Source organism: Tardiphaga sp. OK246, from assembly GCF_900188215.1.
Classification (GTDB): Bacteria; Pseudomonadota; Alphaproteobacteria; order Rhizobiales; family Xanthobacteraceae; genus Tardiphaga; species Tardiphaga robiniae.
Map to the genome: position 1 here is coordinate 556,339 of NZ_FZOX01000002.1, position 21,174 is coordinate 577,512.

At 61.5% G+C, this 21,174-nt stretch carries 18 protein-coding genes; 11 read left to right on the forward strand and 7 right to left on the reverse strand.

The genetic code is table 11. The features are described 5' to 3' along the window. Positions 1–54 precede the first annotated feature (54 nt). The 4 genes from CHC01_RS09920 to tyrS form a co-directional block, all read right to left on the reverse strand. Positions 55–1,749 carry a methyl-accepting chemotaxis protein gene (locus CHC01_RS09920; RefSeq protein ID WP_089264137.1) on the reverse strand — a complete coding sequence of 565 codons (1,695 nt, stop codon included), beginning with the start codon at positions 1,747–1,749 and terminating at the stop codon, positions 55–57. Positions 1,750–1,925: 176 nt separating this feature from the next. After that, positions 1,926–3,620: a methyl-accepting chemotaxis protein gene (locus CHC01_RS09925; RefSeq protein WP_089264138.1), complete on the reverse strand. Its 1,695-nt coding sequence runs from the start codon at positions 3,618–3,620 to the stop codon at positions 1,926–1,928. Between the two features lie 110 nt (positions 3,621–3,730). Continuing rightward, the gene (locus CHC01_RS09930; protein ID WP_089264673.1) at positions 3,731–4,948 is read right to left on the reverse strand and encodes an MFS transporter; all 1,218 of its coding nucleotides are present in this window, start codon (positions 4,946–4,948) and stop codon (positions 3,731–3,733) included. An 84-nt stretch (positions 4,949–5,032) separates the two neighbouring features. Continuing rightward, positions 5,033–6,283, reverse strand: coding sequence for a tyrosine--tRNA ligase (gene tyrS / locus CHC01_RS09935; protein WP_089264139.1), 1,251 nt, complete (start codon positions 6,281–6,283; stop codon positions 5,033–5,035). 155 nt (positions 6,284–6,438) lie between these two features. Here tyrS and CHC01_RS09940 point away from each other — a divergent pair, with 155 nt between their 5' ends. From CHC01_RS09940 to CHC01_RS09945, 3 genes are all read left to right on the forward strand, one after another. After that, positions 6,439–7,548 carry an anhydro-N-acetylmuramic acid kinase gene (locus CHC01_RS09940; protein ID WP_089264140.1) on the forward strand — a complete coding sequence of 370 codons (1,110 nt, stop codon included), beginning with the start codon at positions 6,439–6,441 and terminating at the stop codon, positions 7,546–7,548. Positions 7,549–7,655: 107 nt separating this feature from the next. Next, positions 7,656–7,790: a hypothetical protein gene (locus CHC01_RS33305; RefSeq protein WP_283805447.1), complete on the forward strand. Its 135-nt coding sequence runs from the start codon at positions 7,656–7,658 to the stop codon at positions 7,788–7,790. Positions 7,791–7,865: 75 nt separating this feature from the next. Next, complete coding sequence (locus tag CHC01_RS09945) at positions 7,866–9,392, forward strand: porin (RefSeq protein ID WP_244558291.1); 1,527 nt, start codon at positions 7,866–7,868, stop codon at positions 9,390–9,392. A 99-nt stretch (positions 9,393–9,491) separates the two neighbouring features. Here CHC01_RS09945 and CHC01_RS09950 read toward each other — a convergent pair whose 3' ends face one another. Next, positions 9,492–10,139: an alpha/beta hydrolase gene (locus tag CHC01_RS09950; RefSeq protein WP_068736626.1), complete on the reverse strand. Its 648-nt coding sequence runs from the start codon at positions 10,137–10,139 to the stop codon at positions 9,492–9,494. Between the two features lie 276 nt (positions 10,140–10,415). On the opposite strand from CHC01_RS09950, the gene CHC01_RS09955 reads away from it, so the two are divergent. The 8 genes from CHC01_RS09955 to CHC01_RS09990 all read left to right on the forward strand — a co-directional run bounded on the left by CHC01_RS09955 (position 10,416) and on the right by CHC01_RS09990 (position 18,244). Continuing rightward, positions 10,416–11,624 (forward strand): cysteine desulfurase family protein, encoded by a 1,209-nt coding sequence (locus CHC01_RS09955; protein ID WP_089264141.1) that lies wholly within the window; start codon positions 10,416–10,418, stop codon positions 11,622–11,624. Positions 11,625–11,732: 108 nt separating this feature from the next. After that, positions 11,733–13,214, forward strand: a complete 1,482-nt coding sequence (gene sufB / locus CHC01_RS09960; RefSeq protein WP_089264142.1) for a Fe-S cluster assembly protein SufB — start codon at positions 11,733–11,735, stop codon at positions 13,212–13,214. Between the two features lie 155 nt (positions 13,215–13,369). Next, on the forward strand, positions 13,370–14,128 hold the full coding sequence (gene sufC, locus CHC01_RS09965) for a Fe-S cluster assembly ATPase SufC (RefSeq protein WP_089264143.1): 759 nt from the start codon (positions 13,370–13,372) through the stop codon (positions 14,126–14,128). Between the two features lie 11 nt (positions 14,129–14,139). Next, positions 14,140–15,459: a Fe-S cluster assembly protein SufD gene (sufD, locus tag CHC01_RS09970; protein WP_089264144.1), complete on the forward strand. Its 1,320-nt coding sequence runs from the start codon at positions 14,140–14,142 to the stop codon at positions 15,457–15,459. Continuing rightward, entirely contained in the window at positions 15,456–16,703 is a 1,248-nt protein-coding gene (locus CHC01_RS09975) for a cysteine desulfurase (RefSeq protein ID WP_089264145.1), read from the forward strand. The genes sufD and CHC01_RS09975 overlap by 4 nt, the downstream gene beginning before the upstream one ends. Further along, positions 16,700–17,101, forward strand: coding sequence for an SUF system Fe-S cluster assembly protein (locus CHC01_RS09980; protein ID WP_170849663.1), 402 nt, complete (start codon positions 16,700–16,702; stop codon positions 17,099–17,101). Before CHC01_RS09975 ends, CHC01_RS09980 begins: the two co-directional genes overlap by 4 nt. 70 nt (positions 17,102–17,171) lie before the next feature. Then, the gene (locus CHC01_RS09985; RefSeq protein ID WP_089264676.1) at positions 17,172–17,573 is read left to right on the forward strand and encodes a HesB/IscA family protein; all 402 of its coding nucleotides are present in this window, start codon (positions 17,172–17,174) and stop codon (positions 17,571–17,573) included. Positions 17,574–17,776: 203 nt separating this feature from the next. Then, on the forward strand, positions 17,777–18,244 hold the full coding sequence (locus CHC01_RS09990) for a TfoX/Sxy family protein (RefSeq protein WP_089264146.1): 468 nt from the start codon (positions 17,777–17,779) through the stop codon (positions 18,242–18,244). Between the two features lie 56 nt (positions 18,245–18,300). Here the strand turns inward: CHC01_RS09990 and CHC01_RS09995 are convergent, their stop codons facing one another. Beyond that, complete coding sequence (locus CHC01_RS09995) at positions 18,301–19,368, reverse strand: GGDEF domain-containing protein (RefSeq protein ID WP_089264147.1); 1,068 nt, start codon at positions 19,366–19,368, stop codon at positions 18,301–18,303. A gap of 123 nt (positions 19,369–19,491) precedes the next feature. Next, on the reverse strand, positions 19,492–21,003 hold the full coding sequence (locus CHC01_RS10000; RefSeq protein ID WP_089264148.1) for a DEAD/DEAH box helicase: 1,512 nt from the start codon (positions 21,001–21,003) through the stop codon (positions 19,492–19,494). Positions 21,004–21,174 lie beyond the last annotated feature (171 nt).

A 21,174-nucleotide genomic window follows, 5' to 3' on the forward strand; every position in this document is an offset into this window, starting at 1 on the left:
GAGAAGGGCGCGGTCATGGCTGACCGCGCCCTTCTTGTTTGGCGGCAATGCGTATCAGGCGGCGCGTACGCCGGCGAGGAAGGTTTTGACTTCGCCGGAGAGTTGCTCGGCCTGTTTCGACAGGCCGGTTGCCGCACTCAGCACCATACCCGCAGCGTTGCCGGTCTCGTGCGCTGCCGAGCTGACACCGCCGATATTGGTGGTGACGTTCTGGGTCGCCTGCGCCGTCTGGGTCACGTTGCGAGCAATTTCCGCAGTCGCCGTACCTTGCTCCTCGATAGCAGAGCCGATCGTGGTGGCGATGGCGCTGACTTCTTCGATCGTGGCGGTGATGCCCTGAATTGCGTCGACGGCTTCCTTGGTTGCGCTCTGGATCTGCGCGATGCGGGTGCTGATCTCCTTGGTGGCATCGGCAGTCTGGCCGGCCAGGCTCTTTACCTCGGTGGCGACCACAGCAAAGCCGCGGCCGGCATCGCCGGCACGTGCAGCTTCGATGGTGGCGTTCAACGCGAGCAGATTGGTCTGGGCGGCGATGGTCTGGATCAGCTCGACAACATGTTCGATCTGCTGCGCGCCATCGGCCAGCGCGCGCACGATGGTGTCGGTGCGCCGGGCGCTGTCGACGGCATGCGTCGTGATTTTTGCGGATTGCGCCATTTGGCGCGCGATCTCGGTGATCGACGACGACAGTTCTTCGGCGGCAGATGCGACTGTCTGAACGCGTGTGCTGGCTTCGGTCGCAGCCGAGCTGACCATGGTGGCCTGCTGGTTGGTGCGATCGGCTGTGCCCGTCATGGACTGTGCGGTGGCTTCGAGCTCGGTCGACCCCGATGCCATCAGTCCGACAAGCTGGCCGACGGATGCGTCGAAGCGATTGGCAAGGGCGATCAACGCCTCGCGCTTCTCGGCTTCGCTCATCTGCTTCAGCTTGGACTGCTCGGCTTCTAGAGACCGTGCCGTGAGTGAGGTCTGCCGAAGCATTTCCAGCGTTTCCGCCATGCGGCCGATTTCGTCGCCGCGATCGGTTTCCTCGACCTTGGCGTCGAGCGCTCCGTTGGCGATGTCATGCATGCGTGACTGCAACCGGCGAAGTGCACCGAGGATGTCGCTAGAAATGAGCCAGGACAACAGCGCCATCAGCGCGAGGACGCCAGCACCGATAGCGCCGAGGCGCATCAGCAGCGCATTCATGTCGGCATCGAGGTCGTCCACATAGACGCCGATGCTGATGACGACGTTCCACGGCGCAAATTTGCGCGCGAACACGACTTTCGGCCGAGGCTCATCCTGTCCAGGACGTGGATACAGATAGGTCGCGGTCGCACCTTCAGGCTTGCTGTTGGCGGCGGCGATGACGGCGGAGGCGATCAGGACGCCGTTGGAATCCTTGCCGTTGGTGATGGTGCCTTCGAGTTTCGGAAGCGTGCCGTGGACCATCACGGTGGAGTCGGCGCGATAGGCGAGCACGTAGCCCTGTCCCTTGTCGAACAACATGCGTCGGCTGCGCAGGCGAAGCTGATCTTCAGCTTCCGGCAGCTTCATCTTGCCCGCTTCAACTTCGTCCTGGAGCGATTGCGCGAGGCCAGTGACGAGATCGACGGCGGTGCGGAGCTGCAAAATCCGATCCTCCATCATCCGCTTCTGACTAAGCGAAGCGGCGACCGCGATGACGGCGCAGACCGCAATGGCAGAGACCGCGACCATGCTGACGAGCTTGGTGCGGATCGTGAAGTTACTGAGCAGACTCATCTGGACCTCGGCGTGAGAGTGACCAGACAATAATACCGTCAACCTGCTTACCAATGGTAAATCACGGGTTGCAATGCATCCCTTTCAGCATGTGCCGCTTCGTCAGGTCCTGAAATGAAAAAGGCGCAGTCATTGCTGACTGCGCCTTTCATTCAATGGGGTTTAGTTCGTCATGCTTAGGCAGCCCGCACGCCGGCGAGGAACGTCGTGACTTCGCCGGACAATTGCTCGGCTTGTTTCGATAGGCCGGAAGCGGCGTTGAGCACCATGCCTGCAGCGTCGCCGGTCTCATGCGCGGCAGCGCTGACGCCGCCAATATTGGTAGTGACGTCCTGCGTCGCCTGCGCGGTCTGGGTGACATTGCGGGCGATCTCCGCGGTCGCTGCACCTTGTTCCTCAATGGCGGAGCCGATCGTGGTGGCGATGGCGCTGACTTCCTCGATGGTGGCGGTGATGCCCTGGATAGCGTCGACCGCTTCCTTGGTCGCACTCTGGATCTGCGCGATGCGGGTGCTGATTTCTTTGGTGGCGTCGGCGGTCTGACCGGCGAGGCTCTTCACTTCGGTCGCCACGACGGCGAAGCCGCGGCCTGCGTCGCCGGCGCGGGCGGCTTCGATCGTGGCGTTGAGTGCGAGCAAGTTGGTCTGGCCGGCAATCGTCGAGATCAGTTCGACGACATGCTCGATCTGCTGCGCGCCGTCAGCGAGGGCGCGAACGATGGTGTCGGTGCGGCGGGCGCTATCGACGGCGTGGGTGGTGATCTTGGCCGACTGCGCCATCTGACGCGCGATCTCGGCGATCGACGATGACAGTTCTTCGGCGGCGGCGGCGACCGTCTGCACGCGGGTGCTGGCTTGCAAGGCGGCGGTGTTGACGATACCGGCCTGGTCATTGGTGCGGGCGGCGGTGCCACTCATCGACTGCGCGGTGGCTTCGAGCTCGGTCGAACCGGATGCCATCAGGCCGACCAACTGGCCGACGGAGGAGTCGAAACGATCGGCGAGGGCAATCAGCGCATCGCGCTTCTCGGCTTCACTCATCTGTTTCAACTTGGCCTGCTCGGCTTCGAGGGAGCGGGCGGTCAGCGAGGTCTGGCGCAGCATTTCCAGCGTTTCGGCCATGCGGCCGATTTCGTCGCCGCGATCGGTTTCGCCGACTTTCTCGTCCAGCGCACCGTTGGCAATCGCGTGCATACGTGCCTGCAGCCGGCGGAGTGCGCTCAGGATGTCGCTGGCCATCAGAAAGGACAGCAGTGCCATCACAGCGAGGACGCCGGCGCCGAGCGAGCCAAGGCGGACGAGGAGAGCATTAACGTCGGCGTCGAGGTCATCGATATAAAGGCCGGTGCTGAACGTGATATCCCATGGGGCATAGTAACGAGCAAATACCATTTTGGCGGTCGGCTCGGTCTGGCCGGGACGCGGATAGAGATAGTAAGTGCTGCCGCCATTGGCGGTCTGGCGTGCGGCGTCGATGATTGCTCTGGAAATCAGGATGCCATTGGAATCCTTGGCGCCCGTATTCTTGTCTTCCAGCTTCGGGTTGCCGGCATTCACCAGGAGAACGCCATCAGGTTTGTAGGCGACGAGATAGCCTTGCTTGTTGCCGAAGGTCATGTTGCGAGCCAGTTGGCGATAGCGCATCTGGGCGTCGGCCAAGGTGATCTTTCCGGCTGCAATTTCTTCCTGCATGCTGTCGGCCATGCCGACCATCAGATCGACGGCAGTGTGAAGCTGCTCCATGCGGTCTTGCTGCATGCGCTTCTGGCTCAGCGAAGCGGCCACCGCGATGATGGCGCAAATAGACGCAGCAGAAACCAGCACCATGCTGGTGAGCTTGGTGCGAATGGTGAAACGGCTAAGCAAACTCATGTCGACCTCTGATCGGAGCACTACTGGCAAAGAGATACCAGCGAGTCGCTTACCAATCGTGAAAGCTGACAAACTCAATGAGTTCGCTGTGCGAACGCGTGTGTAGCGATTTAGCGGCGCAAGGCAGGGACGACGAGAAACGGGATCATGCCGATCACGACGCTGATCAAGGCAAAGGCGAGCAGCGAGTTGTAGCTCTGGGTCCAGTCATGCAGCAGGCCACCGGTCCATGAACCGAGCGCGGATCCAAGCCCGCTGCCGAAGGTGATTGTCCCATAGATCGTGCCGACCCGCTTGCCGCGAAAGATCTTCATCGCGGTCGCTGTCAGCAGCGGGCCGCGCGAGCCGATCATGCTGCCGAAGCAGACGACGAAGCCAGTAAGCAGCGCATAGTTCGGATACCATTGCAGCAGCCAGAGCATGACGATGCCGAGGAGCGACAGGCTGTAGCTGAACAGAATGGACGGCCGTCGACCGATCACGCCGTCCAGCCAGCTGACACCGAGCATGCCGAATAGCAGCACCACGCCGCTGAAGCCCCAGGCGGTCGCCGCCTGCAGCGGCGGGAAACCGACATCGATCAGATAGGCGACGACCTGCGGCGAGATCGCATACATACCGATGGCCGTGAAGAAGAAGGTCCCGAACAAAGCCCAGAATGCGTGATGGCGCATGGCGCTAATCAGGGTCCAACCCTCGTCGATAAGCGTCTCGCTTGTCTGCGGCTTCTCGAGATGCGGTGAGCCCGCGCCGAACCTGCGCCATGGCAGAAACAGCAAGGGCACCAGCAACGCCAGGACGCCAAAGCCGAAGATGCGATAGGCGCCGCGCCATTCGACGTGATCGATCAGCAACTGGGCGATAGGTAGCATCAACAACACGCCGGCGCCGGTTGCCGAATACACGACGGACATCGCGGTCGGCAACCGTTTGCCGAACCAGCGTCCGAGCAGCAGGGAGTTAGGCACATTGCCGATACAGGCGATTGCGAAACCGAGGCAGAGGCCGAGCGCGAGCTGAAATTGCCAGAGTTTCTCTGCATAGGCTGCTGCGAGCAGTGAGCCACCAAGCAGGGCGATACCGGTCAGGAACACGGTACGCGGACCGGACCGGTCGAACAGCCGTCCGACCAGCGGTCCCGCAAGGCCGACGCAGAGCGCGATGAGCGAATAGATCGAGACGACCTCGGCGCGGTCCCAACCGAAGGATTGCGAGATAGGAAGCAGGAAAACCGTGAAGCTTTCCTGGAGGCCGCGTCCCAGCACGGACAGTGTGAAACAGACACCGAGAACAGTCAGCCCGGTGCGTTGGGACGTCTTCAAATCCATCTGGCTCTTCTTCACGGCGTTTGCGACAGCTACGCCATGGAGCGCGTTTCGCAGTGCATGAACAAGTGCGCTGGATGAATGCGGCTATGCAGGCTTGAGCAGGATGTGACGTTTCTTGCCCATCGAGAGCTTGATGACACCTTCTATCAGCAAAGTAGGCGTCAGCATCATCTTCTCGTCAGTGACCGCAACATCGTTGACGCGCAGTCCTCCGCCCTTGATCTGGCGGCGTGCCTCGCCATTCGACGCGACGAAACCGGCATTGACGAAGGCAGCGAGGACGCCGACGCCTGCATCCAGTTCGGCGCGCGGTATATTGACGGTCGGCAGGCTGTCGGCGAGCGCGCCTTCCTCGAAGGTCTTGCGTGCGGTTTCCGCGGCCGCATTTGCTGCATCGCGGCCGTGTACGACCGCAGTCGCTTCGGTTGCGAGAATCTTCTTGGCCTCGTTGATCTCGGAGCCGCCCAAAGATGCGAGCCTGGCGATCTCGTCCAGCGGCAGGCGCGTGAAGACTTTGAGGAAGCGGCCGACATCGGCGTCCTCGGTGTTGCGGAAGTATTGCCAGAAGTCATAGGGGCTGAAGAGGTCGCCGTTGAGCCAGACCGCGCCCGAGGCCGACTTGCCCATCTTCTCGCCGGATGACTTGGTGAGCAGCGGCGTTGTCAGTGCGTAGAGCTGCGGGCCGCCCATGCGGTGGCTGAGATCGACGCCATTGATGATGTTGCCCCACTGGTCGGAGCCGCCCATCTGCAGCAGCGTGCCGTAGCGGCGGTTGAGCTCGACGAAGTCGTAGCCCTGCATGATCATGTAGTTGAATTCGAGGAAGGACAGCGACTGGTCGCGATCAAGGCGCAGCTTCACGCTGTCGAAGGACAACATACGATTGACCGAGAAGTGGCGGCCGACGTCGCGCAGGAATTCGACATAGTTCAGCTTCAGCAGCCAGTCCGCATTGTTGACCATCAGTGCGTCGGTCGGGCCGTCGCCATAGGTCAGCATCTTGCCGAAGATCTTCTTGATGCCTTCGATGTTCTCCGCAATCTTCTCGACCGTCAGCAATTGTCGCTGGTCGTCCCGGAACGACGGGTCGCCGACCATGGAGGTGCCGCCACCCATCAGCGTGATCGGGCGATGGCCGGTCTGCTGAAACCAGTACAACATGGTCACCGAGATCAGATTGCCGATATGCAGACTGGTCGCCGTGGCGTCATAACCCACATAAGCCGTGACCGGTCCCTTGCAGCAGGCGGCGTCCAGCGCCTCGGCATCCGAGACCTGATGGATCAGGCCGCGGCTCTGCAGGACGTTGAGAAAATCGGACTTGTAGGTGGTCATCGGTTTACGGCTCGGTTGGATAATTTTACGCTGTCTCAATGGATTGGCGGCAAGGTGGGGGCGTGCTGGCTGCCCCAAAGTGCCTGTGGCATTATAAGATTGGACGCTTTGACACAAGTTTTGACCGGAAATGAGGGCTTTGCCGTGTGCCTGATATGCTGACCGCGATCGGACTAATGAGCGGAACCTCGCTGGACGGGGTCGATGTCGCCCTGATCGAGACTGATGGCGAACGGGTCGGGTCGTTTGGCCCGTCGGGGTATCGGCCATATAGCGAGGCTGAGCGTGCCGTGTTGCGCCAGGCGCTGGCTGAGGCCGTGCAACTGAGCCGGCGCGATATCAGACCGGGCAGTCTGGCCGAGGCGGAGCGGGTGGTTACATCGGTCCATGCTGAGGCGGTCGAGGCGTTTCTGACTGATCATGGCATCGCACGAGGCAGCATCGACATCATCGGCTTTCACGGCCAGACCGTGCTGCATCGTCCCGCCGATCGACTCACCGTGCAGATTGGCGATGGGGCGAGTCTTGCCGGGATGCTCGGCCTGCCGGTGATCCACGACCTGCGCGCGGCTGACGTGGCTGCGGGCGGGCAGGGAGCGCCGCTGGTGCCGGTCTATCACCGTGCCTTGGCGCAGGGACTGCATCGCGACGGGTCCATGGCCGTGGTCAATATCGGCGGGGTGTCCAATGTGACTTACATTGATGGCGATATCGCGTTGATTGCCTGCGACACCGGTCCGGGCAATGCGCTGCTCGATGATTTCGTGTTGCGCGCAACGGGGCAGCCGTTCGATGCGGATGGCGCACTGGCGGCGCAGGGCCGCGTTGATGATGCGTGGATCGCGCGGGGATTGCAGAATCCGTTCTTTGCGGCAGCACCGCCGAAGTCGCTTGATCGCAATCACTTCGCTGCATTGCAACTGAGCGATACGACTCCGGCTGATGGTGCAGCGACGCTGACGGCGTTCACCGCTGCGACCATCGCCAGCATTGCGCCGCTGTTACCGAAGCCGCCGCGCAGCTGGATCATCACCGGCGGCGGCGCACGCAATCCGACGATGCTGCGCATGCTGCGGGAGCGATTGCCGGCCGCTAGCGTCGAGAGTGCGAATGACCTGGGCTGGTCGGCCGATGCGATGGAAGCGCAGGCCTTCGCGTTCCTGGCGGCGCGCTCGCTTGCGGGCTTGCCGTTGAGCTATCCGGCAACGACCGGTGTGCCGGAGCCGATGACGGGTGGTGTGAGAGCGGACTACCTCGCGAGCTAGTGCGAAGTTCGCCATAGCTAAGGCGATTCGACTCACTCAACGAATCAGGTTGATCGCGAATAACGGCGTCGATGCCTGTGGTAGTCGGCAAGCTGCCGCGGACACGGATGCGTGATGACATCACCAAATCTCGTGATGAGTTCGGTACGGAAATGCCGCGGCTTGCCGATTATGTTGCCGAAAGCACACAGCCGGAAAATGATGCTGCGACAATCGACCGCGCGCATTGTTTCGCAACATGATCTTCCACAACTCTGCCTCATGAATGGCACGCCCGGGGCAATCGCGCGTGCCGATACGATCGGTACGGAGGCGACATGACCACCACGATGAAGCAAATGATACTTGGTTCCGCTGCAGCGTTGCTGGCAGCGGGCACTGCCCAGGCGGCGGACCTTCCGGTGAAGGCCAAGGCTGTCGAATACGTGAAGATCTGCTCGATCTACGGTGCCGGCTTCTACTACATCCCGGGCACCGACACCTGCATCAAGATCGGCGGCGCGATCCGCCTTGACACGACTTTTAACGGTGGCCCGTATGACGCGCCGTTCTGGCAGGGCGGCGCCGGTGGCAACAATCTCTGGACCAAGGATAACTTCCTTACACGCGAACGTATCAACATTACGACCGATACGCGCACGGCGTCCGAATACGGCGTGGTGCGTACCTATGCGAACATGCAGCTCGACTTCACGCAGAACCGAGACAGCATCGCCGGCGGCTTCACGGAAGTGGATTTCGCATTCATCCAGTTCGCCGGCTTCACCTTCGGTAAGGCTGTGTCGAATTTCGATCCGCAATGGGCGCTGACCAAACCCTGGATCTCATCGGGCTTCCTTGCGGGTTCGAGCAATACGACCGGCATTCCCCAAATCGCTTACACAGCTGAATTCGGCAACGGCTTCTCGGGCACCATCGCGCTTGAGAACGCATCGCCCTATCGCAATGCCGGCCTCTACAACACCGCGAATTTCATCGTGGCGCCGGGCGCGGGCTCGTTCACCGGTGCCTTCTACGGCACCAATTCGAACACGTTCTTCGGCAACGCCACTGGTGGCAACCATATTCCTGATGTCGTAGGCAACCTTCGGCTCGATCAGAAGTGGGGCTCGCTGCATTTCGCTGCGGCCATGCACACGTCAACGGCCGGCTTCTACGGGACGAATGAAGCCTCCGGACATCCTGATGACGCCTACGGTTTTGCTGTCAGTGGCGCGGTGGAATTCAAGGTTCTGCCGACAGGCGCGAACGACAGCCTGAAGATTGAAGCGTCCTACGCCAAAGGTGCGGCGCGTTATGCTTTCACGGGCGGTTCGCTCGAAACATCCGGCGGCGGTCGTTTCGCCAAATTCGATGGCAATACGGTTGGCTTCGGCTATGTGCTGGATGGCGTGTTCTCGCCGGGTGGTTCGATCCAGCAGAGCGATGCCTGGGAAGTGAGTGCGTTCTATGAGCACTACTGGAACACGGCGTGGCGTACGTCGGTGTTTGGCAACTACAGTCATATCTCCTATGGCGACACCGGCAACGCGATGCTCGCCGCGGCATTCAGCCCGGCCGGCGGTCGCCTGGGAACGAGCAGTTCGTCCAACCCGGGCTCTACGGCTGGCAGCATTACTGGCACGACCAACAATTTTGATTTCGGAATTGCCCAGGTCGGTACACGTACTGCATGGACCCCCGTCAAGAACCTGACCCTGTCGGCTGAATTCACCTATAGCCGCCTCGATCAGAATCTCGACGGCACCTATACCGGCACGGCAACTGGCAAGCCCAATCAGGCCTACCAGATCAAGGATCAGAATCTTTACAACGGCTCGGTCCAGATCCTGCGCTCGTTCTGATCCCGATCAGGACCTAAAATTGAAAAGCCCTCGGCCAAATCTGGCCGAGGGCTTTTTGTTGGCAGACACGAAGCAACCGGCCTGAGGTCGGTCGACGCCTCAGCGCACGTTGGCGAGGCGCATGTCGAGATAGCCGGTGACCGATTCCATCAGCGGCTCGAGCTTGTTATCGAAGAAGTGATTGGCACCCGGAATGATATGCTGATCGATCACGATGCCCTTTTGGGTCTTCAGCTTCTCGACCAGCGTGTTGACGTCCTTCGGCGGCACGACCGCATCCTTCTCGCCGTGCACGATCAGGCCCGACGACGGGCAGGGTGCGAGGAACGAGAAATCATAGAGATTGGCCGGCGGCGCGATCGAGATGAAGCCTTCGACCTCGGGGCGACGCATCAGGAGCTGCATGCCGATCCAGGCGCCAAACGAGAAACCGGCAACCCAGCAGGCGCGCGCTTCGGGATTGATGGTCTGTGCCCAGTCGAGCGCTGCCGCTGCATCCGACAACTCGCCGGTGCCATGGTCGAACGAGCCCTGGCTGCGGCCGACGCCGCGGAAGTTGAAGCGCAGCACCGAGAAGCCGCGATGCACGAAGGCGTAATAGCATTGGTAGACGATCTGGTGGTTCATCGTGCCCGCGAATTGCGGATGCGGATGCAGCACCATGGCGATCGGCGCGTTCTTCTGCTTGGCCGGATGATAGCGGCCTTCAATACGGCCTGCGGGACCGGTAAAAATAACTTCGGGCATAGTGATCCTTAGGTCCCGTTCTTGGCGTGATCAGCCGGTTTCGCGCAGGGCTCGGCGAGAATGGCTCGGAGGGGACCCTGCGAGGAAAGGGCGATCGGGCACCGCCAGGTTGATGGCGGGCGGCACCGGGTGAAGTTGAGGCCGCGTTCTACCATGAGCGCAGGGGCGAAAAGCAAGCATATTGAACGTGTCCGCGGCCGTGACATGCGTTGCCGCGGGCGCATTTGGTGAGCAATTGGGCTAAGAGAGACGGCGCGCGGCACCGGACGACGTCCGATGCCGCCAGCAGGGCTCCAAGTCCTTCAAGGTAAAGCAGAATTGGCCAAAGACCGGGTCTATCTCGACTGGAATGCGACGACACCGCTACGCCCTGAGGCGCGGGCGGCGATGGTGGCCGCGTGGGATTTGGCTGGTAACCCGTCATCGGTTCATACCGAGGGCCGTCAGGCCCGCCGGATCGTTGAGGACGCCCGTGCGGCGGTCGCAGGCGCCTTGGGCGCAGATTCGCGAAACGTCATATTCACCTCAGGCGGAACCGAAGCCAATGTGCTGGCGCTGACGCCCGGGCTGATGCGCAATCCAGGCGTGCCCGTGCGGCGGCTGATCGTATCCGCGGTGGAGCACGCCTCGGTGCTGGCGGGCGGGCGCTTCGCCGCGGAAGACCTCCAGGTGCTGGGCGTGGACCGCGATGGCGTCGTGAAACCGGATGAGTTGAGGGCGCTCCTGGCGGGTGGGGAGCCGGCGCTGGTTTCCGTGATGTTGGCCAATAATGAAACCGGCACCCTTCAACCGATTCCTGAGCTTGCGGCGATCGTGCATGACGCCGGCGGCTTGCTGCATGTCGACGCTGTGCAAGCGTTTGGAAAGATACCGATAGATATCAATTTATTGCAGGCTGATCTTCTATCGATTTCTGCGCACAAGATCGGCGGTCCAAAGGGCGTTGGCGCGCTGGTCTTGGCCAATGGCGTCGCCGGGCTCGATGCGCTCCTCAGCGGCGGCGGGCAGGAACTGGGGCGTCGGGCGGGAACCGAGAATGTGTCCGGAATCGCCGGCTTCGGCGCCGCCGTGTCGGCCGCTATCGCGTCGCTGGATGATATGAAGCGGGTTGACGAGCTGCGTCAGCGGCTTGAGGCGGGCTTGCGGCAATCCAGCAATGGACTTGTGTTCGCCCAAGATGTGCCGCGTCTGCCCAATACGGTCCTGTTCGGCGCCCCCGGATTGCGCGCCGAGACTGCCGTAATTGGATTTGATCTCGAAGGTATCGCGGTATCGTCGGGATCGGCCTGTTCTTCTGGTAAGGTGCAGCCGTCCCATGTGCTGGAAGCCATGGGTTTCGGGCCGGAGCTGACCCGGGGTGCTGTGCGTCTCAGTCTGGGCTGGTCGACCACCGAAGCGGACGTCGATCGGTGCCTGGAGGCTTGGCGAAAGCTCTCGGGTACACTACTTAAACATAGCGACGAAACACAGCTTGAACGGTTCTAAGAGGGGTGATTTCCCGGCGGGAACATCGTAAAGAACCCCGACAAGCTTTGAGTTTCACGTTTCTGGATTGATCCACCGCGGTCCTTGAAACCGCGAGCGGAGGATAAAATGGCTGCCGTACAAGAGACCGTTGATCGGGTTCGCCAGATCGACGTCGATCAATATCGTTATGGATTCGAGACCATCATCGAATCCGAGAAGGCCCCGAAGGGCCTTTCCGAAGATACCGTCCGTTACATCTCCGCCAAGAAGAACGAGCCGGCATGGATGCTGGAATGGCGTCTTGAGGCGTATCGCCGCTGGCTGACCATGGAAGAGCCGAAGTGGGCGCGGGTCGAGTATCCGAAGATCGACTTCCAGGATCTCTATTACTATTCGGCGCCGAAGCCGAAGAAGACCATTGGCTCGATCGACGAGATCGATCCTGAAATTCTTGAGACCTACAAGAAGCTCGGCATTCCGCTCCGCGAGATCGAGGCGCTGGAAGGCGTCGTGCGTCCGGAAGGTGAGCGCAGGATCGCCGTCGATGCCGTGTTCGATTCGGTGTCGGTCGCGACCACGTTCCAGAAGGAGCTGAAGCAGGCTGGCGTGATCTTCATGCCGATCTCGGAAGCCATCCGCGAACATCCCGAACTGGTGAAGCAGTATCTCGGCACGGTCGTGCCGACCTCCGATAACTTCTATGCCACGCTGAACTCCGCGGTGTTTTCCGACGGCTCGTTCGTCTATGTGCCGCCGGGCGTGCGTTGCCCGATGGAGCTGTCGACCTATTTCCGCATCAATGAGCGCAACACCGGCCAGTTCGAACGAACGCTGATCATTGCCGACAAGGGCGCCTATGTCAGCTATCTCGAAGGCTGCACGGCGCCGCAGCGCGACGAGAACCAGCTCCATGCGGCTGTCGTCGAGCTCGTCACCCATGACGATGCCGAGATCAAGTATTCGACGGTCCAGAACTGGTACCCCGGCAATTCCGAAGGCAAGGGCGGCATCTACAATTTCGTCACCAAGCGTGGTGACTGCCGCGGCGACCGCTCGAAGATTTCCTGGACCCAGGTCGAGACCGGCTCCGCCATCACCTGGAAATATCCGAGCTGCATCCTGCGCGGCGACAATTCGCGCGGCGAGTTCTATTCGATCGCGATTTCGAACGGCTATCAGCAGGTCGATAGCGGCACCAAGATGATCCATCTCGGAAAGAACACCACGAGCCGGATCATCTCGAAGGGTATCGCTGCCGGCAAGTCGCAGAACACCTATCGCGGCCTCGTCACCGCACATCGCAAGGCGACGAACGCGCGTAACTTCACGGCCTGTGACTCACTCCTGATCGGCGATCAGTGCGGTGCGCACACCGTGCCGTATATCGAGGCGAAGAACGCCTCGACGCTGTTCGAGCACGAAGCAACGACGTCGAAGATCTCCGAAGACGTGCTGTTCTATTGCGTCCAGCGTGGCCTGTCGCAGGAAGAAGCCGTCGGCCTCGTGGTCAACGGTTTCGTGAAGGACGTGTTGCAGCAACTGCCGATGGAATTCGCAGTGGAAGCGCAGAAGCTGATTTCGATCTCGCTTGAGGGATCGGTGGGCTAATTCCCGCCATCGCGGATGCCCGCACAGCGGCGCTTCCAGGATGTCGGCAAAATTGAAAGCCATCCTTAGAGGCTCGCCGCGAATGGCGAGCACTCCAGCCTGAATCCGAGTGCGTTCAGGCGAGGGTGACGATGATGATCAAAGGATAGAGACTGATGACCGCATTGCTTGAAGTGAAAGACCTGCAGGTTCGTGTCGAGGATCGCGAGATTCTCCATGGGCTGACCATGACCGTCAATGGCGGCGAAGTGCATGCCATCATGGGACCGAATGGTTCGGGCAAATCCACGCTCAGCCACGTCATCGCCGGCAAGCCCGGTTATGAGGTGACCGGCGGCGAGATCCTTTTCAAGGGCGAAGACCTGCTGGAAATGGAGCCCGACGAGCGCGCCGCCAAGGGCGTGTTCCTGGCGTTCCAGTATCCCGTGGAAATTCCCGGCGTGACCACGATGAACTTCCTGCGCACTGCGGTGAACGCGCAGCGCAAGGCGCGCGGCGAATCCGAATATCTGGTGCCGGACTTCCTCAGGAAGGTCCGCGAGGTCGCTGCTTCGCTGAACATCCCGATGGATATGCTGAAGCGCGGCGTCAATGTCGGCTTCTCCGGCGGTGAGAAGAAGCGCAACGAAGTGCTGCAGATGGCGCTGTTCCAGCCGAGCCTGTGCATCCTCGACGAAATGGACTCCGGTCTCGACATCGACGCGTTGCGCGTCGCTGCCGACGGCGTCAATGCGCTGCGCAGCCCGGATCGCGCCATGGTGGTGATCACCCATTACCAGCGCCTGCTGAACTACATCGTGCCGGATCATGTGCATGTGATGTCGAAGGGCCGCGTCGTAAAGAGTGGCGGCAAGGAACTGGCGCTGGAACTCGAAGAGTCCGGTTATGCGCAGTATGAAGACGCGGCGGCCTGAGTGAGACAATCATGAATGTAGCTCTCGCAAAGACAACAACGGGCGCGGTGCTGGACGGCACATTCGCCGCCGCGCGCGGCCGGTTGCCGGGCGTCGGCACGGTGGCGGAAACGCGCCAGCAGGCGTTCGATGATTTCGCGCGTACCGGTCTGCCGACCCGGCGCATCGAAGAATGGAAATATACCGACCTGCGCAACCTGTTGCGTGACGTGGCGCCGCTGGCGCCCGCGCCGGATCAGGCCGCGCTGGCCCAGGCCGCGAAGCTCGTCGAAACGCTCGGTACGGGTGATACGCAGAAGCTGGTCATCATCGATGGCGTCTTCGCGGCAGGTCTCTCCGATCTGACGTCGGGCGGCGGCGTGACCGTGCATGCGCTCAGCGCCATGCTCGATGACGCGACCAGTGCGACGCGTGCCGACCTGCTGCGCTCGCGCATTGTCGATCCGATGATCGCGCTGAATGCCGCCTTTGCGACCGATGGCATGCTGATCGATATCGCGGACGATGCCGTTCCGGCCCGGCCGCTGCATATCGTGCATGTCGCGACACGCCCGAGCGTGGCCGCATTCACGCGGTCGCTGGTGCGTATCGGCAATCGCGCGCGTGTGACGCTGGTCGAAAGCTTCGTCGCGACAGAATCCGCGAAGGCGTATCAGGCCCATGATGCTGTCGTGATCTGGATCGGCGACGATTCCGATCTGCAGCATGTGCGCGTGATGGAAGACGCCGGCGATGCAGCGAATATCGCAACGGCCATCGTCACAGTCGGTGCGCGCACCAAGTTCAACACCTTCAGCCTGACCACTGGCGGTGGCGTCAGCCGCTATCAGAGCTTCATCACGCTGGCTGGTGTGGATTCGGAGCTGTCGACCAACAGCGTTCATCTGCTGCGCGACAAGCAGCATGGCGACTGTACCTTCGTGATCGAGCATGCGGCGCCGAATTGCCTCAGCCGCGAGCTGTTCCGCGCCGTGCTCGACGATCGCGCGCATTCGGTGTTCCAGGGTCGCATCAACGTCCATCAGATCGCGCAGAAGACCGACGGCAAGATGATGTCACGGGCGCTGCTGCTGTCCGACGAGGCCGAGATCGACAACAAGCCCGAGCTCGAGATCTTCGCTGACGACGTGCAGTGCGGCCACGGCGCGACCATTGGCGCGCTGGATGACAGCTTGCTGTTCTATCTGCGGGCTCGCGGCCTGCCGGAGAAGGCGGCGCAGGCGCTGCTGATCCAGGCATTCGTGGGTGAAGCGCTGGAGTCGATCGTGAATGACGATCTGCGCGACGTCGCGATATCGGCCGCAGAGCGTTGGCTGGAGTCGCGCGCATGACATTGCATCCCGCGGTCTCGAACGGGTCGTATGACGTCGCTCGCGTCCGCGAGGATTTTCCTGCGCTCGAGATGAAGGTCTATGGCAAGCCGCTGGTCTATCTCGACAACGCTGCATCGGCGCAGAAGCCCTATGCTGTGCTCGACCGCATGACCGAGGCCTACAAGTCCGAATATGCCAATGTGCATCGCGGACTGCATTACCTCGCCAATGCCGCGACCGAGGCCTATGAGGGCGCGCGCATCAAGGTGCAGCACTTCCTCAATGCCAAGCGCCCCGAGGAAATCATCTTCACCCGCAATGCCACCGATGCGCTCAATGCCGTCGCAGCATCGTGGGGCGGCGAGAACATCAAGCCGGGCGATGAGATCGTGCTCTCGATCATGGAGCACCATTCCAACATCGTACCGTGGCACTTCCTGCGGGAACGTCAGGGCGCCGTCATCAAATGGGCGCCTGTCGATGACGAAGGCAACTTCCTGATCGACGAGTTCGAGAAGCTGCTGACCGATCGTACCAAGATCGTCGCCATCACCCAGATGTCCAATGCGCTGGGCACGCTGGTTCCGGTCAAGGACGTGGTGAAGCTCGCGCATGCGCGCGGCATTCCCGTCGTCGTGGATGGCAGCCAGGCCGCCGTGCACATGCCGATCGACGTGCAGGACATTGACGCCGACTTCTACATCTTCACCGGCCACAAGCTGTACGGACCGACCGGCATCGGCGTGCTGTATGGCAAATATGACCGCCTGGTCGCGATGCGGCCCTATGCCGGTGGCGGCGAGATGATCCGCGAAGTGGCGAAGGAGTGGGTCACCTATGGTGATCCGCCGCACAAGTTCGAGGCCGGCACGCCGGCCATCGTCGAGGCCATCGGCCTCGGCGCCGCTATCGATTACGTCAATTCGATCGGCAAGGAGCGGATTGCCGCCCATGAGCACGACCTCCTGGCCTATGCACAGGACCGGCTGCGCGAGATCAATTCGCTCCGCATTATCGGCACTGCCAAGAACAAAGGACCGGTGATCTCGTTCGAAATGAAGGGCGCGCATGCCCATGACGTGGCGACCGTGATCGATCGCCAGGGCGTCGCTGTCCGCGCGGGAACCCACTGTGTGATGCCGCTTCTGGAGCGATTCAATGTCACGGCCACGTGCCGTGCATCATTCGGAATGTATAATACCCGCGAGGAGGTCGACCACCTCGCACAGGCGCTGATCAAGGCACGGGAGTTGTTTGCATGAGTGACATTGCAGAAGCCAAGACGCCGGACGCCACCCCCGAGGCTGAGAAGCCCGCTCACATGCAGACCACCTCGGCGCTCGATCCCGCCGAAACCGAACGCCTGGGCACCGAGATCGTCGCTGCACTGAAGACCGTGTTCGACCCGGAAATCCCCGCGGATATCTACGAGCTCGGTCTGATCTATAAGGTCGATATCAAGGACGATCGCTCCGTCCAGGTCGAGATGACACTGACGACGCCGAACTGTCCGGCCGCCGAAGAGCTTCCGACCATGGTGGAGAACGCCGTGGCCAGCGTGCCCGGAGTCGGTCTGGTCAAGGTCGAGATCGTCTGGGAGCCAACCTGGACGCCGGACCGGATGACCGACGAGGCCCGTCTCGTTCTGAATATGTGGTGAGTTGCGTCCGGTTTGCTGAATATGCCGATGGCGGCCTTGAACCGCCGAAGGGACTGAACACATGACTGAGATGACACCAACCCCAACCGCACCGGCTGCGAAGCCGAAGCCGCGACCCCGCCCGCAGGTGATGCGCCTGACGGATGCTGCCGCAACGCGGATCCGGGAGCTGACGGAGCGTGCGGATTCCGAGATCGTCGGCCTGCGCGTCGGCATCAAGAACGGTGGCTGCGCCGGCCAGTCCTACACCGTCGAATATGCCCACGACATCAAGCCGACCGACGAAATCGTCGAGGACAAGGGCGTCAAGATCCTGGTCGATCCCAAGGCCGTGTTGTTCCTGCTCGGCACCGAGATGGACTACAAGACCGATCGCATGCAGGCCCAGTTCGTGTTCAACAACCCGAACCAGATCTCGGCCTGTGGTTGCGGCGAGTCCGTGCAACTGACGCCGGCGAAGATCGACGGCTGAGACTGTCATTTCATAATTAGAACGCTGTCATGCCCGGGCAAAGCGCGAAGCGCGGCTTCGCTAGATGTCCCGGGCATCCATTTTTCTGGGCTTCGGTGAAAGCGAAGGAGGCTGGATGGCCGGGTCAAGCCCCGGCCATGACGTAGGGAGACGACGCGGACGGACCGCTTCCGCAATCGCGCGTTGCATCCTACACTTCCCCAATGGACCGCGAATTTCTCAGTGAACTTTTCGCCGGCTTTGGCGCGGTAACGATCCGCCGGATGTTTTCCGGCTTTGGCATTTCCGCCGATGGCATCAACTTCGCGCTGGTGCTGCGCGGCGCGGTCTATCTGCGCGCCGATGAAAACTCGATCCCGCGTTTCGAGAGCGAGGGCTCGCAGTGTTTTCAGTATGAGATGCGCGGCAAGCTGCGGATGATCGGATCCTATTGGCAGCTGCCGGAACGGCTGTACGACGATCCAGATGAAGTCACCGAATGGGCGAGGGTCGCGCATGCCGCAGCGATCCGTGCATCGCTGGCAAAAGCAGGCAAGAAGCGGGCAACGAAGAAAGCGAAGGTCGTGAAGAAGACCGCGGCGAAAAAGAAGGCCGCCAAGAAGGCTGCGGTTAAGACGGTCGCCAGCAAGAAAGCCAGTAAAGCCGCAAAGAAGCGCAAATCCTCATCCTGAGGAGCCGTGCGCTTGCGCGGCGTCTCATTGCGAATGGTGAAGCCAAGTGTGGGGCGTCACGCCACCTGAAACTGCAGCTCCGCAGAATATTCCGGATCGACTTCGCAGATCACGCGGTTGCGGCCGCTGCGCTTCGCGGCATAGAGACAGGCGTCGGCACGGCCGATGATCGATTCCATATCGTCGCCGATCTGCAGCATCGAGACGCCGACGGAAATCGTGACGCGTCCCAGGATCTCGCCAGTCGATTTTTTCTTCAGCTCCTTTGACATCACGGCGCGGCGGATGTGATCGGCAACGGTGAGTGCCTGACGCAGCGGCGTGTTCGGTAGCACCACGGCGAATTCCTCGCCGCCATAGCGCGCGGTGATATCCTGGCCCTTGATGGTCTGCTTCAATGACTGGCCGACAAGACGCAGCACCTGGTCGCCGGTGAGATGGCCATAATTGTCGTTGAAGGACTTAAAGTGATCGATGTCGAGCATCAGGAGCGACAACGGTTCGCCGCGCTTCACCGCGGTATCGATTGCCGCCATCAGCGCACGGTCGAAATATTTGCGGTTGCCGAGCGCGGTGAGGGGATCAGTCAGGCTTTCGGCGCGGATCGCTTCGAGGCTCTGTTGCAGCGTGTAGACCTCGCTCTTCGAGGACAGTAGCCGCTCTTCCAGCGCCTTGTTGGTGTCATGCACTTCACGGGTGGATTTGACGAGCCTTTCGATCACGGCTTTCACCGCAGCGGGATCGTGCGCCCGCGACAAATCCTTGCTGGCACCATCCAGACTGGCATTGAAGTTCGTGGTCATGCCCAGAGCATCGGTGATGAGCGCCATCACGTCGTCGATCTCGCCGATGACGCGGGCGCCGACCTGATCGATGCGATCAGTGGTGCGAATTTGTGAGAGATAAGTGTCGTGGATCAGGTCGAGATCGGCTTCGGTCAGCCGGCCATTGCGTGCCAGCGTCTCATTGATGACTTTGTTGAGCGCCGAATTGTAGCCAGTCGCGTAGACGTACCAGATCTCATAATTGCGCGGAATCGCCGTCTGGCGGAGCGAGCGAATTTGGCCCAGCGCGACTTCGGCAAAGGCCAAAGTCCGCTCTTGTTCGTCCAGGATGCCGGTCACGTTCTGTGCCCTCGTGGACAGCGTGTATACGCGGTCCTCTGAAATGCAAATTCGTTAAAAATATCGCATTCAGATTAGGGGACGAGAGTGAACGGCAAGTAAACGTTCGTGGCGCGATACTACCTATGCGCGTGCCCGGATCGGACGCAACAGAAAGGCCGGCAGGTGCGAATGATCCGCCGGTTCGTTGTCTTCGCGGCGCGAACGTGGCGCTTCGGCGCGGCCGATGGAGGGGGGACGCTGCGCCTGCGGGGCTGCCGCTGCCACGACCGGTGCTGCCAAAGCGGCTTCCGCGGCCTGCGGCTGCGGGCTGCGCTCGCCGCCTTCCGAACGACCACCTTCACGGCGCGGGCCACGCTCACGGCGCGGTTTGCGATCGCGTCCGCCTTCGCGGGGCTGATCGTTGCGGCCGCCGCGCGGCTGTTCGGCATTGGCTTCGCGATTGCCGGTGCGGTTGCGCGACTGGCGCGACGCCTCAGCGGTTTCGCCTTCGACAGGCTCGGAGATCGCTATGGAGGTTTCGACCTTGGGGATCGACTGGCCGATCAGTTTTTCGATCGCCAGCATGGACTTCTGGTCGGATGGGCACACCAGCGAGATCGCGGAGCCGGTGCGGCCGGCGCGGCCGGTACGGCCGATGCGGTGCACGTAGTCGTCGGAATGATGCGGGACGTCGAAATTATAGACGTGGCTGACGGCGGGAATATCGAGACCGCGGGCGGCGACGTCGGAAGCCACCAGGATCGGCAGCTCGCCCTTGCGGAACTGATCCAGCGCGGCGGTGCGGGCCGACTGCTCCATGTCGCCATGCAGGGCGCCTACACTGAAGCCGTGCTTCTGAAGCGACTTGGCGAGCAACGCGACTTCACGCTTGCGGTTGCAGAAGATGATCGCATTCTTGAGGTCGGTGGCTTCGCGGAGAAGGGCCCGGAGCACTTCGCGCTTCTCGTGCGGCTCGCGACCGACGGCCACTTGCGACTGGGTCACGGTGACAGCGGTGGAGGCGGGCTTGGAGACTTCGATCTTCACCGGATTATGCAGGAAGGTCTCGGTGACGCGGCGGATTTCGGCGGGCATAGTCGCCGTAAAAAAGAGAGTCTGACGGGTGAACGGCACCAGCTTGCAGATGCGTTCGATGTCGGGGATGAAGCCCATGTCCAGCATGCGGTCGGCTTCGTCGATGACCAGCAATTCGACGCCGGTGAGAAGCAGTCCGCCGCGCTCGGTATGGTCGAGCAGGCGCCCCGGCGTGGCGATCAAGACGTCAACGCCGCGGGTGAGTTTGCTGTCCTGATCACCGAACGAGACTCCGCCGATCAGCAGCGCCACGTTGAGCTTCTGGCCGACGCCGTATTTGTCGAACTGCTCTTTGACCTGTGCGGCGAGTTCGCGGGTCGGTTCGAGAATGAGCGTGCGGGGCATGCGGGCGCGGGCTCGGCCCTTTTCCAGCATGGTCATCATCGGGAGAACGAAGGCAGCGGTCTTGCCGGTGCCGGTCTGGGCGATGCCGAGCACGTCTTTGCGCGCCAGCACATGAGGAATCGCTTGTTCCTGAATGGGGGTTGGGGTGGTGTAACCGGTGGCCGCAACGGCGGCGAGAACCTTGTCGGACAAGCCGAGATTGGAGAAGGACATTGAGCCTCTGTATGGGGGCATGATCTGATCCGGTATCCGGATGATCACCGTTCGGAATCACGCCTCAGGTCGAAACCGCCGCTTGGATTCTCGGGAAATACTGCAGCGCTTATCCCCGGAGCGGCACGCAAACATGCACGGAGACGCTGGGCGCTGACAGGCGGCTTACTC